Origin of the sequence: Sulfurospirillum deleyianum DSM 6946 (assembly GCF_000024885.1) — a bacterium.
Classification (GTDB): domain Bacteria; phylum Campylobacterota; class Campylobacteria; order Campylobacterales; family Sulfurospirillaceae; genus Sulfurospirillum; species Sulfurospirillum deleyianum.
The window spans coordinates 142,598-158,049 of record NC_013512.1 but is presented as its reverse complement, the minus strand read 5'-3'; the positions used below and the strand labels follow the sequence as shown (position 1 = coordinate 158,049).

Sequence of the window (15,452 nt, the reverse complement as noted above, 5' to 3'; positions counted from 1 at the left end):
TTTAGCCTTCTAAACTCTTCAAATACTTCTTCACATTACGTGCAGCTTGACGGATTCTATTTTCATTCTCAATCAAAGCAATTCTGACATAACCATCTCCCGCCTCACCAAAACCGATCCCAGGGCTCACTGCAATTTTCGCCTCTTTTAAAAGCTGTTTTGCAAACTCCATACTTCCTAAATGAGCTGCAACTTTAGGAATTTTTGCCCAGATAAACATGGTTGATTGAGGTTTTTCCATCTCCCAACCCGCATTATTAAAACTCTCCACTAAAACATCTCTACGTTTACGGTATTTTTCACGAATCTCATCCACGCACTCCTGAGGACCATCTAGTGCTACTGTGGAAGCTACCTGAATAGGTGTAAACATACCATAATCAAACCATGACTTGATTTTCTGAAGCGCACCTACCAGTTTTTTATTGCCTACGACAAAACCTACACGCCAACCAGCCATATTGTAACTTTTTGAAAGAGTGTAACACTCGACCGCAACGTCTTTAGCCCCTGCTACTTGCAAAATTGAAGGTGTCTCATAGCCATCAAACGACAAATCGGCATACGCAATATCACTGATAATATAAAAACGTTCTTCTTTGGCATAAGCAACCAACTCTTCATAAAAAGAGAGGTCTGTAGTTACACACGTTGGATTGTGAGGGAAATTGACAACAACAAATTTTGGTTTAGGGGCAGACTCACGAAACACTTTTTTAAGTTTAATAAAAAACTGCTCTTTATCGAGCTCGTACTTTTCATTGTAGTCCAAACCAAACTTATGAACATTGCCTCCTGCAATCATAAAAGCATACGCATGAATGGGGTAGGCAGGATCTGGAACAACCGCCACATCACCAGGATTGATAATCGCTTGTGCTAGATGTACAAATCCCTCTTTACTCCCTAGGGTTGCAACAGCTTCCGTATTGGGGTCTAGGGTAACACCGTATTTGCGTGCATACCAGTTACAAATCGCCAAACGTAATTTAAAAATACCCTTACTGACTGAATAACCATGCGTTCCATCTTTTTGTGCTGATTCCACTAATTTATCAATGATATGTTGAGGCGTTCTTCCATCTGGATTTCCCATAGAAAAGTCGATAATATCATCACCCGCATGGCGAGCGGCTAATTTTAATTCATTAATTTGGGCAAAAACGTACCCTGGCAATCTCTCAATGGTATTAAAACGAATCTCATCAAACATTTTTTATCCTTTTATTCTTTTACATGTAACGATAACCCATGCTTAATATTATCAAGCATAACAGCATCACTGATTTTAAGATACACAGCCCCTAAAGGCACTTCTAATTTCAACGTCCGTGTTGATTCTTCTGATTTAATTGCGTGCAGAAGATTCAAATTTTCGTCAAAAAAATCGACATCTGGGAACCATTTATCAGAACTTTGTGCATTAATCACAATCTCTTTCGCATTTTTAATATCAATCCAGTATGGTTTTAAAGGTTTTCCTAAAGGTGTAGTCACGCCACTTTCCACTTTTTTAGCACTCAAAAAAGCACGATCAGAGTTGATATCATAAAACCAATAATGGTTTTCGTTCCGCACGATATTGGTGATATAACACCCTTTGGCTTCTAACGTTTTCGCAAAAATTTCGGGATCAAGAACATGCTCTGTTTGAAGATAAATTTCCCATACAAAACCGCCACTATCCCTTAAAGCGTTGTTGGTTAAAAAATAACTGTATCCCATTAGTTCCAACGACTCATTAATAATTTTTAAAAAAATAAAAGGATCTTGTTGGGTTCGAAACGCTAAACGAAGTTGAATCGGTCTATCATAAAGAAGTTGAAGCAATCCATTTTTTTTCAAAACAGAGATCACTTTGACACTATTTATCTCGCCATTGGAAGTTAAAAATTGATCTTTTTGTGCAAAGAGAACCTGTATTAAATTTTTTTGTGCTTCATATTTAGAAGAACCCACAAAACTCTTAATCTTTTCATCCAAAGGAGAAGCACCCAATAAAGAGAGCGCTAGGGTTAAAATGATAAAAAGTTTTTTCACCAGTTTTTACCTCGATTCAATTCAATAAATTTTTCTTCGGAAATCTTATGAAGCTGTCCATTTTCAACCAAAAATCGTGTCGCTCCTTGCTCACTAAAATCCTCGACATTTCCATCATAAAAAAGTTTAAAAAATCCATGTCCTGTTTTAATAATCTGTTTTTGAGTAAGGTCAATCGTGAGATTGTGCTCATTTGAGCTCTCTTTACGAGCACTGTTTTCTAAATTAACCACCCCAATCCATACTTTTTTCAAGGGCACGAATGTTGCTATTTTATTTTTCAGCTCATTTTTTTGAACCGTGGTATTTTCCTCATTGAGGGCTAAAGATTCAGAAGCATTGGTCTCATTCCCCTCAATTTGACGGGTCAAATTTTCATTAATACTCACAACAACCGCTTCTAAACTACTGTTCGTACTATTGCTCTCCACCACACGTTCCTCAACTTTGACACCTAAAGATGTGACAGCTTCTTTCACCACAGGAGCACTTTGATAGGCATTGTTGGTTTGAGGTAGTTCCGTTTTCACTTTATCGAGAATACTTGGGATACCTACATTGATTTTAAAAATAGACCCCACGAAAAAAAGAGTCGCAATGAGCACTAAAAGAAGAAAAAACCACGCAACCTTTTTATAACTTCTATCGCTTTTCGCACAAATAAAGATTTTATTTTTCTGTGGTTCCTCATCATTTTCATGCTCTGCCCAATAGTCATGGTATCCTTCAAGCCATTCAGTAAAATCTATAGTATATTCACGTGAAAGAATTTTGACAAAACCAAGCGTATTAATTTTATTCAACTTATCGTACTGAGCGTTAACAATAAACTCTAATTGTTTCACCTCAATATGCGTTTTTAAGGAAACCTCTTTTAGTCCAATCTTCTCCAACACCTTAACATCGTTATCCATTGGCGATCCTATCACACAATATAGCTGCTGCTGCGCTTACGTTTAAAGAGTCAAATGCTCTTGCCATTTTAATGGATACAACGGTGTCTAATCGCTCTTTGACTTTAGGAGACAATCCTTTGCCTTCACTTCCCATAATCAAAGCCCGTTTAGGAGCGAATGTCACCTTTTGAACATCAACACCATCCATATCCGCACCATAAAGTGTAAATCCTATCTGCTTTAACTCATTGAGCATATCTTTTGTTGAAGGCACGAGGGCAATAGGCAATTCAAATGCTGCCGCACTGCTGGTACGCAAAATGGCTTCAAGGTTACATGTTTTCATCCCACTTAAAATCAGCCCATCCGCACCAAAAGCATACGCACTCCGCACAATCGCACCAATATTTCCTACGTCAGTGACCTCATCCAAAATGACCAAAAAGGAACCTTGCTTAATTGCGCTAAAAGGTGTTAACTCAAGAGGTTCAATCTCCGCAATAAACCCTTGATGATTTCCTCCGTGACACAAGGCTTGAGCTTTACGCTCATCAATGTTACAAATTTTTTGTGTCACATTAGCAATATGCGAAAAAAGCTTCGTATCACATTTTTTGGGCAAAAAAACCGTCTTAATCCTTGAAGGATAGTGCTTTAACAGATGTAAAAAGAGTTGTTTTCCATAGATTATCATGGTAAATATTGTATCCAAAATGGCTTAAAATAATACGAGACAGAGAAGAAAAGAGGTATTTTGATGCGTTACATGTAACGCATTAGTTTTGAAGTTTTGCGTACCACTCTTTTACACTTTCACCTGTGAGTTTTGAGAGAAGTTTTGCTTTTTGTTTTGGAGGAATGTCAAGACTCACTAGGTCTTCTTTCGTAATGGCTTCACCCCCCTCATGGAGAACTGGAGTAATGACCACGACCCACTCACCTTTTAGATTGGCTGTTTGAAATGCCACTTGTACTTCAAGGGAAGTACCTAAAAAACGTTTTTCATATAATTTTGTTGCCTCTTTAATAGCAAAAATAGGACGATGGGGTGCAAAGTGTGCTAATTCATCGATTAACTTTTCAATACGATGGGGTGATTCGTAGAGTACCACGGCATAGGGTGCGTTTAAAACTTCAAAAAGTTCATTTTGACGCTCTATTCCTTTGTGGGATAAAAATCCATAAAATAAAAATTGATGGGTGGCAATACCACTTGTCACATAGGCTAACAAAGCTGCATTTGCCCCAGGAAGTACTTCATAATCAAGGGTGTTTTCTTGACAAAAACGCACCAACGCATTTCCAGGATCACTAATCCCAGGCATACCAGCATCGCTTAAATACCCAACGTTTTCTTGAAAAATTGCTTTATCTATCTGTGCTAAGACACTATTTTCATTGTGGGAATGCATCGAAATAAACTGTTTAATGCGAAATTCAATGCCATGTTTTTGAGAAAGAAGAGAAAGAAGTCGTTTAGTGATACGCGTATCTTCGCAAAAAAGAGTGTGACACTCTGCTAAAAGCTTTAAACTTCGAACAGAGATGTCATCAAGATTTCCTATGGGAGTAGGAATAAAGTAAACCAAAGTATTTAAAAAAAACTATTTGAGATTATATTTTTTCTTAAATTTCTCAACACGACCTGCAGCATCAACAATCTTCTCACTGCCCGTAAAGAATGGATGACATGAACTACAAATATCGATTCTTAACTCTGCTTTGTTAGACATAGTTTCAAAACTATTGCCACACGCGCATGTTACAACACACGGTACATATTCAGGATGAATATCTTTTTTCATACTATTTTTCCTTAATTGTTTATCATAAAAATAAAATCTTTTTATTTGGCACGTTCTGCCAAAGGGTGCAAATTATAGCACAAAAGATTCATTATTTCAAGTCATGCCAATATTTTAGAAGCTACAGCCACCACAGCGGTTTCGCTTCGCAAAATCGTTTTACATGTAAGCCCTACAATCGTGTGATTTGAAAACATATTTCTCTCTTTTTCACTAAATCCTCCCTCAGGTCCGATCAGTATGGAAGAAATCTCGGCTGATTCTTTCATCGTTTCTTGAGAAAAGTCCAAAATAGTACTCGTTGGATACGCTTCTAAGTACGCTTGCAAGGAAGAAAAGAGCTCCATTTCCATCCAACGGCTACGCCCGCACTGTTGGCACGAATTAATCACGATACGTTGCATCCGATCAAAATCAAGTTTATGGCTTTTTTGCGAAAACTCGGCGTAGATAAAACTCAGTTTTGAAACACCCAGTTCATTGAGCATGGGAAGTGTTTTTTCAATCATTTTTGGGTCAATCACACACCAACCAATATGCATTTTTTTTGAAGCATCAATCTCTAAGATTTCACCTGAAACACGCTCCAAAAGTGCTTCTTTTTTACCCACCTCTTGAATACGGTATCCATACAACACGCCATCGTTTAAATTGCGCCAATACAAAAGTGCGTCTTTAGCGACTCTACGTACCTTAAAAAGGTGCTCATACGCTCGAACATCTACCCTTAAGAGAGCTTCTCCTGCTTCAGGATGATAAACAAACTGCATCTTAATGGACCGTATAAAAAAGAATACTTGTGACAATCAGTGCCACTAAATCAAGCAAATATTTTTTAGTCGCATAGGCTTTATAGGCATTTTGAGACACTTCCGTGCGCTCAAGCTTTTTATAGAGTTTATGCCCTCTGATTCCAAACGCAACGATGCCCACCCACACCACTATCATCACCCAAACAGAAAGGGAAAAGGTAAATTGCTGCACAGCCATCACAATAATACCTGTAAAAAAAATCGCCGAAAGGACAATATAATACTGCGGTGCAATCAGTTCCAAACGTTTAGAGAGTTTGACAAATGTTCTATCACTCTTTAAGAGGTAAAGGTTAATGACTATCAGTGCACACAAGAACACAATGAACACCAAATGTAATTGGCTTGAGAGACGAATGAACGCTTCCATGATGAAAAATCCTTCAAAAAAATAATCTGAAATTTTACCCGTTTAAGTATAATACTCCCCATAAATATAAAGGTTAGCCTATGCCCATTTCGTACCAAGAAGCACTTCAAATCATTCAAACATCTATCAAACCTTTACATGTAAAACAAACTTTACCTCTTTTAAATGCTTTGCATCGTGTTGCTAGTCAAGATATTTACGCAAAATTTGCACTCCCAAAATACCCCATGAGTTTAAAGGAAGGCTATGGGATTGCTTTTAAAGCCCTTACGACACATTACCCCCTGCTTCAAGCGCCTTATCCTTCTTCAATTCCTTTGGGTTATGGCGTCAAACTTTCCACAGGTTCTCCTATTCCAGAGGGCATTAATGCCATTATCCCCGAAGAAGAGGTACTCGTTGAACGAGAAAATGAGATTCAGATATCTTTACATGTAACGCTATTTGCGCATATCAAAAAAGAGGGTGAAGACATTACGCAAGGAGAAGTATTGCTCAAAAAAGGGGAGCGCTTGAGTGCCCAAAAGATAACCGCCCTTGCTTCGCAATGTATTCGAAACATTCACGTTTTCAAAAAACCAACCATCAGTCTTTTGAGCATTGGAACACCCTTAGTTAAAAAAGAGATTTGCAATTCAAATGCGATGAGTTTAGCCGCACGCATCTTAGAATTGGGAGGGAAGATTGGGGACATTCACCTCTGCGATGAAAATGAAGATGCTATTTTAAAAGCTATGGATACATTAGTGCCCACCTCAGATGCGATTATTACCACAGGTGCGCTCAGTCGAAACGATAGTATGTGTTCCTTATTGGAAAAAAAGACGCTCTTTCCTCTTTTTCATCATGTCTCGATTACACCCGCTAGACCGAGTGCTTTAAGTCTCTTAAATGAAAAACCTATTTTACATCTACCTGGTTTACCGCTCAGTTGTACCTTAGGCTTTGAAATGCTAGGTGTGCCACTGCTTAGACACCTCCAATCACATCCCTCTCTTTTGCCCTCTTTTATCAGTTGTATCAATCAAAAAAGAGTTACATGTAAGGATGCTTCTATGAATGCGATTCCTGGATACAGCGATGGAAATCATTTTGTAAGTGCGCCTCATTATGAAGCAGGAAGACTCAATATTTTAAGTCAATGCAATGGCTATGCTTTGGTTGAACAAAAAACATCCATTGAAGAAGGAGAAGAGATTCCCTTCTTCTTTTTTACTTATCCGCCTGTCTCATAAAAAGCACGCTTAGAGACCTCATTTTGGTCATCATCGCTCCACTTGTTTTTTTCAGGCTTATTGCGTAAAACTTCTTTTAAAATTTCCGTTGCCTCTTTCATATCCCCTTTGTGCACGGCATCTTTGATGCTCATCGCCTCATCAAAATAAAGACAAGGAATCAACATCCCTTCTGCGGTTAAACGAATACGATTGCAATCTTCACAAAAATCGTGCTGATGCGGGTCAATGACACCAAAGACATACCCATCTTCCATTTCAAAAAGATGTGCAGGACTAGGACCTTCCCGCCCTATCGCTTTAAACGTATATTTTATAGCGATTTTATCTCGCACTTCTTGTCCACTCAGCCCTTTTAATTGTGCTTTGGCATGGGTGTTTTCCATGTATTCAATAAAGCGAATCGACATCCCTCTGGCTTTGGCGTACTCAAGCACGTCTAAGACCTCATCGGCATTAATGCCTTGAATTGGCACCATGTTGATTTTTACTTTCAGCCCCACACGCAACGCCTCTTCAATGCCCTCTTGTACTCTGGTTAAAACATCTTTTTGCGCCATTTTTGCCGCAACATCTGCTTTGAGACTATCCAAAGAAACATTGACCCGTTTTAAGCCAGCATCTTTAAGTTTTTGCGCCGCTCCTTTGAGTAAAAAACCATTCGTTGTGAGTGCCAAATCCAGCCCACTTTTATGGTGATTAATCATGGCAATAAACTTATCCAAATCAGTTCTTAACAGAGGCTCACCCCCTGTAATTCGAATCTTGCTAATCCCCTCATCAATGGCGACTTTAACAAACAAAAAAAGGTCTTCAAAACTGAGCAAATTCTCTTTCGGAACCCATGAAAAAGGCTTCTCTGGCATACAGTATTGGCATCTAAAATTACACCGTTCGGTCACAGAAATTCTAAGATAGGTTACATTTCTTCCAAATCCATCAATAAGCATGAAAGTCCTTATTTCTACAGTGATATGCTTACGCTTTTATCTAAAAGCTCGTGGGGGCTATTATACACAAATCTTTTACAGATGCAAGTTTCTCCTTCAAGCTATTTTGACTGTTGAAGCTTTTTGTAACAGAGGCTAAGATAAACTACAGTTGTACTTAAATCTTTTCAAGGAGTGTGGGGATGAATAAACCTATTCCTAATCAAAAAGAACATGCTGTGAGTGCGGATGCTTTTTTAGTTTCTAAAACAGATACGCACGGAAAAATCACCTACTGTAATGAGCCTTTTTTAAAAATTGTTGGCGCAAGCGAACAAGAACTTTTGGGCAAACCGCACAATATTATTCGTCATCCAGAGATGCCTCATATTATTTTTAAACTGCTCTGGGAAAAAATTAAAAACAAAGAAGAAATTTTTGCTTATATTAAAAACTTGAGCTTTGATGGTGGGTATTACTGGGTCTATGCCAATGTCACTGCCTCAGTGGATGCCCTGGGTAAAGTTGTGGGATACTACTCCATTCGACGTAAAGCAAACCCTAAAGCATTGGCTATTATCGAGCCTCTGTATGCCAAACTTTTAGAGTTAGAAAAAAGTGGTGGTATGGAAGCTTCACTGCGTTATTTAAACGATGTCTTAGCAGAGAAAGGAATGAATTATGAAGAGTTCTCAAACGTCTTACAACGCTTATAAAATCCCTTTTTTAGGGAGTAGAAAAAGACTTAAATGTGATGAGGCGCTGTATGAAAAAACCTTGAATGTCATTAAAGAAGCCGCACAAGGCAATTTAGAACCTCGCATTGTCAATCTTGACCCCAATGATCCTATGGGACAAATTGCCTTAGGGATTAATGATCTCCTAGACCAGATGGAGGCGTTAATGCGCGAGAGTAAAACCTCCATCGAATCAGCCAGTCAAGGAAAAACCTATCGTAATATTTTTAATGAGGGATTTCGTGGACTTTTTGCAAGCAACGCCCAGTATATCTCAAGAGGTGTTCAAGGCGTTATTGATGGACAAAAAGGAAAAGCCAAAGGGGTACTCTCCTCTGCTTTTGCAGACCTTGGTAACGGTAACAACGGTGTTTTAAGTATTCAAGAGGACTTAAACAGTAGCATTCAAGAGATGTCTCATATTACTGATATCGCCAATACAACAGCGCACAAATCAGATGAAAGCCTCCACACACTGGGTGAACTTTCTGAAGGAATCAAAGAGTTGCTTGAGCTTTTAAACAGTACCAATGAAGCGATCACCTCTTTAAGCCTTAGAACGTCTGAAATCTCTTCTGTGGTCAATTTAATTAAAGATATTGCTGATCAAACCAACCTTTTAGCGCTTAATGCCGCCATTGAAGCCGCACGAGCGGGAGAACATGGACGCGGTTTTGCGGTGGTTGCGGATGAAGTGCGAAAACTCGCAGAACGAACTCAAAAAGCAACGCAAGAGATTGCGATGACCATTCAAACCTTACAACAAGAGACCAATGGTATTCATGCCAATTCTGAGCGTATTAGTGTGATTGCAAACACAAGTGGAGAGAATGTGATGCATTTTGAAGAGATTCTCAAAGCCTTTAATGAAGATGCCAATGCAACCGCAGATACCTCATTTAAACTGGAAAATAAAATTTTTACCATCTTGGCAAAAATGGATCACATTGTTTACAAAACCAAAGCCTATTCGGCTATCTTAAACGAACAAAAAGAGGCGCATTTTGCGAATCACCATGAATGTCGTTTAGGACAATGGTATGAAGCTCCACTGACCAAAGAGCGTTTTAGCCTCACACCTTCTTATTCACGACTAGAAGAAGCTCATAAAAATGTGCACCAATACGTTCATACCAACATGGACGCTCTCCAAAGTGGCTATACCCTAGACTCTCTTTCACACTTTATTGAAAACTTTAAACGTATGGAAGAAGCAAGTACTACACTCTTTAAACTTTTAAATGCGATGATTCAAGAAGGCTCAACGCTTTCTCGAACATCCAAATAAGTCTTAAACGGGTTTACATGTAAACCCGTTATTTTAAATTGGCTAACTTTAAAACCAAATCCACTTCCCCAATACCAATACGTAAGTCTTTAGCGATTTCTGCCTCACTCTTTCCTTTGGTATAGTGTGCAATAATCATCTTCTCATTCGAACTTGAAGGCGAAGCTGAAGCAAAACTCATCTCTTTGGTACGACTTTCAATGCGTTCCAAACGACTGCTTTGCTCCTCTTTAAAATGGTAAATAATCGACTCAATCTCTTTAAGCGATGACACCACAGGAATAGCACTCTTATGAATCTCTTCTTTGACAAACTGTACCATCTTTTGCTCAAGCACCGCTGGGTCAAATGCGGGTTCTTTCTCCTGAGTACGTAGTTCATTGAGCGCTTTGTTAAGCACATGGTTTTGATAATTGAGCTCTTCAATACTCTTTTCATAAATAGAGAGCTTTTTATTGACCTCCATATCACGAATATAAACCATTAAAAAGACAATAATCACCAGCGCAGCAAGTCCTATAAACGCTAAAGTTTCAATACTCACTTCCATTTCCTTTCATTTGACGAATCATTGCACGTTCGCATGCCGTCATATAAGCACTCCACTCTTGCTCATCATCTTCATGCATCAAAACAATTTTCCCCACAAATGCATCGACTGCTTCAAAAAAAAGAGGCATGGAACGCTGAGGAAAAGTAGGCATCGCAATACGTGCATAATATCCTTTTTGAGGTGTTAAAACAGCCTCACTCAAGCGAAGATACCCGTGGGCAATATCACTGAGCATCGCACTCTCTTTGAGCTCCAAAACCAAAGGTGTCTTGGATGTAACAAGGTGTGTTAAAGTCTCTATTTTTCGATGTAACTCAATGAGGAGTGTTAAAAGCACTGGGTCACTCTCTTCTGCAGCCTTACGAATTTTAGACGATTTGAGCCAGACACCCAAAGGATCATCATTGAGTTGCATCAGTGCATAATACTCTTGTAAAAAAGAGGCATTTTCGGATGTTCCCTCTTCGTACACCATATGTAAAACTGCGGGAACAAAACGAATACCATCCATCATCTTATATCCTATCTAAAAAAATGAGACTAAAAAAGATCATTCCCAAATAGCCATTGAGCGTGAAAAACGCTTTATCAATTTTGGTAAAATCTTTGGCAACAATACGGTGCTCTAAAAACAGTACCACGGCAGAAACCCCTATTGCTCCATAGGCAAACCCTCCCAACTGCGCTTCAACCACAAAAAGCAACCAAAACAAAACAGTTTGAGCATGAAACAAACGGGAGATGAAAAACGTCGCTTCCCAACCAAAACGAGAAGGAATGGAAAAAAGCCCATTGGCTTTATCGTACTCCATATCTTGCAAAGAATAAAGCAGATCAAATCCAGCCACCCAATACATCACACCAATAGAGAGAAGCACCGCCCATAAAGGAATAGCAGCTTCCACGGCTACGACTCCTGCAATCGGTGCCAACCCCAAAGAGAGACCCAAAACCAAATGCGCATAGGGTGAAAAACGCTTAAACAAAGAGTACCCACCCAAAATCATCAAAATCGGCACACTCAAATAAAAGGCAAGGTCATTGATACAATAAGCCACCGCAATAAAAAGCAGTGCGTTAAAACCAATAAAAAAGAGTAAATTTGAAGCCCCTATGCGACCATCCACACTCGGACGATTGGCAGTTCGTGGGTTGTACTTATCAATATCTCTATCTGCGTAACGGTTAAACGCCATCGCAAAATTCCGAGCGCTTACTGCCGCTAAAAGTCCTAAAACAAAGAGCTTAAATCCAAACCATACTGTATCATTGTGCGCTTTTGAAGAGACAATCATTGCCGTAAAAATAAAAGGAAGCGCAAAAACAGAGTGTTTAAAAACGATTAAATCACCAATATCTTTAAGTTTTTGCCAAAAATGTTGCAAGAGAAACCTTTACATGTAAGATGACTTGATTTTACAACAAAACCCTTTAAAAGTGTTATAATTGCCCCATAAAACCGCATAAAACAAAGAGAATACCATTGAAAACTATTGCTATTTTAGGAGCAACCGCTTCGGGAAAAACCGCCCTTGCCATTGAACTTGCCCATAAACATTCGGCGTATATTTTATCCCTTGATTCACTGAGCATCTACACAGAGATTGATATTGCTTCGGCTAAACCGAGTCTTGAAGAGCGTCAGGGCATTGCTCATTTTGGTATGGATGTACTTTTACCCAATGAGCATTTTGATGTCACGATGTTTTTTGACCTTTATAAAGACGCCAAAGAAGCATGCGAAAAAGATCAAAAGCATCTCATTATCGTTGGAGGAACAGGATTTTATCTCAAAGCAATGATGGAAGGCTTTAGTGTCAAACCTGAAATATCCTTACATGTAAAAGAAAAAGTGGAAGAAAGCCTACTTGATTTAACCTCAGCTTATGCGCTGATTCAACGCAAAGACCCTACCTTTGCCTCAAAAATTGCCTTAAACGATCGCTACCGCATTGAAAAATGGTTAGAAATTTTTTATGCTACCGATGAAGTGCCTTCCGACTATCTTGCGAACACCAAACAAGCACCGCTTATTTGTGAAGTTCCTCTTTTTGAAATTGAGACACCCAAAGAGATTTTGGCACAAAGGATTGCTTTACGCACTCAAAAAATGCTTCAGATGGGATTGATTGAGGAAGTGTTTGGATTAGAAAAAAAGTACACACGAACGCCTCAATGTATGAAAGCGATTGGCATTAAAGAGGTGCTAGACTATTTTGATGGAAGATATACACTCGGCCTGCTAGAAGAGCGCATTACCCTCAATACACTCCATTTAGCTAAACGCCAACGCACATTTAACGCATCACAGTTTCCAATACATCCTAAAATCGAGATAGAGAGACTTAAGCCTTTAATCGCAAACACGTTTTACATGTAACGAGCGTTTAAAAAAGTTTGAGATTTTCCTCACAAATCTTTTTCCATGAACTGCTCTCGTTATTTTCAACACACTGCGTAAAGTAAGCTTTGGCTTTTTCACGCTCTTTGAGTTTTAAACTTAACTCACCCGCATGGTAAAACAAGCGTATTTTATCCTCATTTTTCAAAGAGCTTCCCATGAGTGATTCTGCAAGAGTTAACGCTTCATCATCCCTACCTAAGCGTTTTAGTGCTTCAATATAACTAAATTCTATACGAGGAGATAGCGCTGTGGATTGATATTTTTTCTGCTCATCCACAATCATTTTGGCATATTTGACAAGCAATAAATCATTTTTGGTTTCACTCGCTATCGTAATAATTTCATCATAAATATCTAAGTTACTGGCTTCATTAGGATACAAAATTCCAATGCTCTGCGCTAAAGAGAGCGCACCATCATTATTTTTCAATTTAACCAGCGCAAAGAAAAGGGTACGAATACTGTCTAAGCTAATTTTCTCTCGTAAACTAAAGGAAAGTGTTTTCAAATCCTCTTTAAACGCAACTGCTTCTTCATATTCTCCCATTTTATAGAGAGCTTGCACCTCTTTTTGTGCCCACGCATAACGCTCTTTGAGTGAAGCATCTTGAAGGTGTGAGCGACTAATTTCATGCGCATTTTCATACCGCGCGGTTGCCATAAAACAGTTAAACAACGCCTCTTGATACACAGGCTCATCTATATGCAACGTATACTGCTCAATCAATAAAACACTCTCTTGACACGCTTTTTGATTCAGATGTTCCACGCTCAAACCTTTTGCCGCAGCATAAATCAACTCAGCAGGTTTAAGATCAAACGTCTCAGGAAGAGGTGTCAGTGCTTCCTCTAAGGCAAGTACTTTCGCATACGCTTTTTGTTTGAGGAGTAAATTGGCTTTTTCTAACAAGGCCCTCTGCCCAATTTCATTATTGGCGTACTTTTCAATTAACGTATCATAGTAAGCGGCTAATTTTGTCTCATTATTTTCATTCAGACGGAAGAAAAGCGTATCTAAACTTTCCGTCACTTCTTGCACATAATCGCCTGTATTTTTATATGCTGCCAAATACTCTTTATAACGACTATGCGCTGCTTCCACTTCATTGGCTTTAGCATGCCAATCCCCACTCTCTTTGAGTAAGATTTCTCGATTTTCAGCTTTCTCAGATATACCTTGAAGCAGAACATCTGCAACTTTTGCAGCCAAGTCATACAACTTATGCTCTGCTAATCTACGTGCAAGTTTGTAACTTCGCTCTTTATCTTTTAACAAAAATTGGGCATTAACATTTAAGACTTTAAAAAGATACTCTTTCGCCTCTTGCATTTTTCCAGCATCCATTTGATGATCACTCAAACGAATCGCAGCCTCAGAAGCAATATCTAAATCCTGCGCACTGTAAAGTACATCCAAATAGAGCTTAAGTGCTTTATCTTTCTCTTTTTTAAGAAAAAGGTTGTCTGCAAAAAGCAAAATAGCCCGTTTGGTAAAAGAACTTTGAGGATGTTCATCCACTAAAATATCAAGCACATAATTAGCATCCGCTTTCGCTCCCGATTTCAGATACGCCTTTGCCATAAACATCAAAACTTCAGGGAGATTTTCGTCACTGGTAAACTCTTTACTCCATTGCTTTGCAAGGGTAATCATATCTCCTTCATTAAAAGCAAATTCAGGACTTTCATCGCTTCGTGCACTAAGAAGTTTATCCATAGAGCGCATCTGAAATAGCTCCAATTCACTTCGAAAAATAGAGTTTGGATAGAGACTTAACACCCGCTTCACATCTTTAATCACACTCTCATCGTATCCATCATAATAGGCTTTTTTAATTTCAAGATACAGCCCAATATCTTTACTTTGCGCATACGAAATGGGAGCACCATTTAAATCAAGCGCCCCAATCGAAGGACGTTCATTTTTAGAGAATTGCACAGGAAAATCTAACCCATCATGCCCTGCTTCTGCTTCAAACAATGCCTTTTCTTCAAGTAAGATACTCCAATGGGTATAACGGTTGGTTTTTGGTTTGGTTAAAATTTCTGTCGTGTTGTAGAGTTCTTCTTCGATAGGAATCAATTTTGAATTGACCTTAGGATCAATTAAAATATAAAACTGCCCCCCTTTTTCATAAAAATCAAGTTCGGCATATTTTGTTTTTTTGGATTCAATACGTTTGGTAATCGGTCTATCGACTTGACACAGGTACTGTTTTTTATCTTTTTCAAATACCATGGTTTCACACAAGAAAGGTTTCGCATCCATAATATGCAAGATTGCATAATTGGTTTTACTCTCTTTACCACTGTTTAAAACCAATTCCAGTGAAAAAAGTTGTACCGATAAAAAGAAGAGGAAAAGTAGTAATTTCATGCCTAC

Annotated in this window: 17 protein-coding genes; 4 read left to right on the top strand and 13 right to left on the bottom strand. The window is 38.7% G+C overall.

Going from position 1 to position 15,452, the window contains the following annotated elements:
* Position 1: 1 nt before the first annotated feature.
* From SDEL_RS00870 to SDEL_RS00835, 8 genes are all read right to left on the bottom strand, one after another.
* A complete protein-coding gene (locus SDEL_RS00870) occupies positions 2-1,213 on the bottom strand; it encodes an LL-diaminopimelate aminotransferase (RefSeq protein ID WP_012855972.1) in 1,212 nt (403 codons plus the stop codon).
* An 11-nt stretch (positions 1,214-1,224) separates the two neighbouring features.
* A complete protein-coding gene (locus SDEL_RS00865) occupies positions 1,225-2,040 on the bottom strand; it encodes a hypothetical protein (RefSeq protein ID WP_012855971.1) in 816 nt (271 codons plus the stop codon).
* Positions 2,037-2,954, bottom strand: coding sequence for a hypothetical protein (locus tag SDEL_RS00860; protein WP_012855970.1), 918 nt, complete (start codon positions 2,952-2,954; stop codon positions 2,037-2,039). The genes SDEL_RS00865 and SDEL_RS00860 overlap by 4 nt, the downstream gene beginning before the upstream one ends.
* Positions 2,947-3,630 carry a 23S rRNA (guanosine(2251)-2'-O)-methyltransferase RlmB gene (rlmB, locus tag SDEL_RS00855; RefSeq protein WP_012855969.1) on the bottom strand — a complete coding sequence of 228 codons (684 nt, stop codon included), beginning with the start codon at positions 3,628-3,630 and terminating at the stop codon, positions 2,947-2,949. Before rlmB ends, SDEL_RS00860 begins: the two co-directional genes overlap by 8 nt.
* An 82-nt stretch (positions 3,631-3,712) precedes the next feature.
* Entirely contained in the window at positions 3,713-4,525 is an 813-nt protein-coding gene (gene rsmI, locus SDEL_RS00850; RefSeq protein WP_012855968.1) for a 16S rRNA (cytidine(1402)-2'-O)-methyltransferase, read from the bottom strand.
* A 15-nt stretch (positions 4,526-4,540) separates the two neighbouring features.
* Positions 4,541-4,741 carry a 50S ribosomal protein L31 gene (gene rpmE / locus SDEL_RS00845; protein ID WP_012855967.1) on the bottom strand — a complete coding sequence of 67 codons (201 nt, stop codon included), beginning with the start codon at positions 4,739-4,741 and terminating at the stop codon, positions 4,541-4,543.
* Positions 4,742-4,842: 101 nt separating this feature from the next.
* Complete coding sequence (locus SDEL_RS00840; protein WP_012855966.1) at positions 4,843-5,511, bottom strand: 16S rRNA (uracil(1498)-N(3))-methyltransferase; 669 nt, start codon at positions 5,509-5,511, stop codon at positions 4,843-4,845.
* Between the two features lies 1 nt (position 5,512).
* The gene (locus SDEL_RS00835) at positions 5,513-5,923 is read right to left on the bottom strand and encodes a hypothetical protein (protein ID WP_012855965.1); all 411 of its coding nucleotides are present in this window, start codon (positions 5,921-5,923) and stop codon (positions 5,513-5,515) included.
* A gap of 80 nt (positions 5,924-6,003) precedes the next feature.
* On the opposite strand from SDEL_RS00835, the gene SDEL_RS00830 reads away from it, so the two are divergent.
* Entirely contained in the window at positions 6,004-7,158 is a 1,155-nt protein-coding gene (locus SDEL_RS00830) for a molybdopterin molybdotransferase MoeA (protein WP_012855964.1), read from the top strand.
* Here SDEL_RS00830 and moaA read toward each other — a convergent pair.
* The gene (moaA, locus tag SDEL_RS00825) at positions 7,140-8,108 is read right to left on the bottom strand and encodes a GTP 3',8-cyclase MoaA (RefSeq protein ID WP_012855963.1); all 969 of its coding nucleotides are present in this window, start codon (positions 8,106-8,108) and stop codon (positions 7,140-7,142) included. The genes SDEL_RS00830 and moaA overlap by 19 nt on opposite strands.
* Before the next feature lie 182 nt (positions 8,109-8,290).
* On the opposite strand from moaA, the gene SDEL_RS00820 reads away from it, so the two are divergent.
* Both SDEL_RS00820 and SDEL_RS12340 read left to right on the top strand, forming a co-directional pair.
* Positions 8,291-8,803 (top strand): PAS domain-containing protein, encoded by a 513-nt coding sequence (locus SDEL_RS00820; protein ID WP_012855962.1) that lies wholly within the window; start codon positions 8,291-8,293, stop codon positions 8,801-8,803.
* Entirely contained in the window at positions 8,769-10,112 is a 1,344-nt protein-coding gene (locus tag SDEL_RS12340) for a methyl-accepting chemotaxis protein (RefSeq protein ID WP_012855961.1), read from the top strand. The genes SDEL_RS00820 and SDEL_RS12340 overlap by 35 nt, the downstream gene beginning before the upstream one ends.
* Before the next feature lie 28 nt (positions 10,113-10,140).
* Here SDEL_RS12340 and SDEL_RS00810 read toward each other — a convergent pair whose 3' ends face one another.
* From SDEL_RS00810 to mqnP, 3 genes are read right to left on the bottom strand one after another with little or no spacing between them, the layout of a single operon-like run.
* Entirely contained in the window at positions 10,141-10,662 is a 522-nt protein-coding gene (locus SDEL_RS00810; RefSeq protein ID WP_223295823.1) for a DUF6115 domain-containing protein, read from the bottom strand.
* Positions 10,646-11,179, bottom strand: a complete 534-nt coding sequence (locus SDEL_RS00805; protein WP_012855959.1) for a hypothetical protein — start codon at positions 11,177-11,179, stop codon at positions 10,646-10,648. Before SDEL_RS00805 ends, SDEL_RS00810 begins: the two co-directional genes overlap by 17 nt.
* Before the next feature lies 1 nt (position 11,180).
* Positions 11,181-12,050, bottom strand: coding sequence for a menaquinone biosynthesis prenyltransferase MqnP (gene mqnP, locus SDEL_RS00800; RefSeq protein ID WP_012855958.1), 870 nt, complete (start codon positions 12,048-12,050; stop codon positions 11,181-11,183).
* A gap of 98 nt (positions 12,051-12,148) precedes the next feature.
* On the opposite strand from mqnP, the gene miaA reads away from it, so the two are divergent.
* The gene (miaA, locus tag SDEL_RS00795) at positions 12,149-13,045 is read left to right on the top strand and encodes a tRNA (adenosine(37)-N6)-dimethylallyltransferase MiaA (protein WP_012855957.1); all 897 of its coding nucleotides are present in this window, start codon (positions 12,149-12,151) and stop codon (positions 13,043-13,045) included.
* Between the two features lie 7 nt (positions 13,046-13,052).
* Here the strand turns inward: miaA and SDEL_RS00790 are convergent, their stop codons facing one another.
* Positions 13,053-15,446: a tetratricopeptide repeat protein gene (locus tag SDEL_RS00790; protein WP_012855956.1), complete on the bottom strand. Its 2,394-nt coding sequence runs from the start codon at positions 15,444-15,446 to the stop codon at positions 13,053-13,055.
* Between the last annotated feature and the right edge of the window lie 6 nt (positions 15,447-15,452).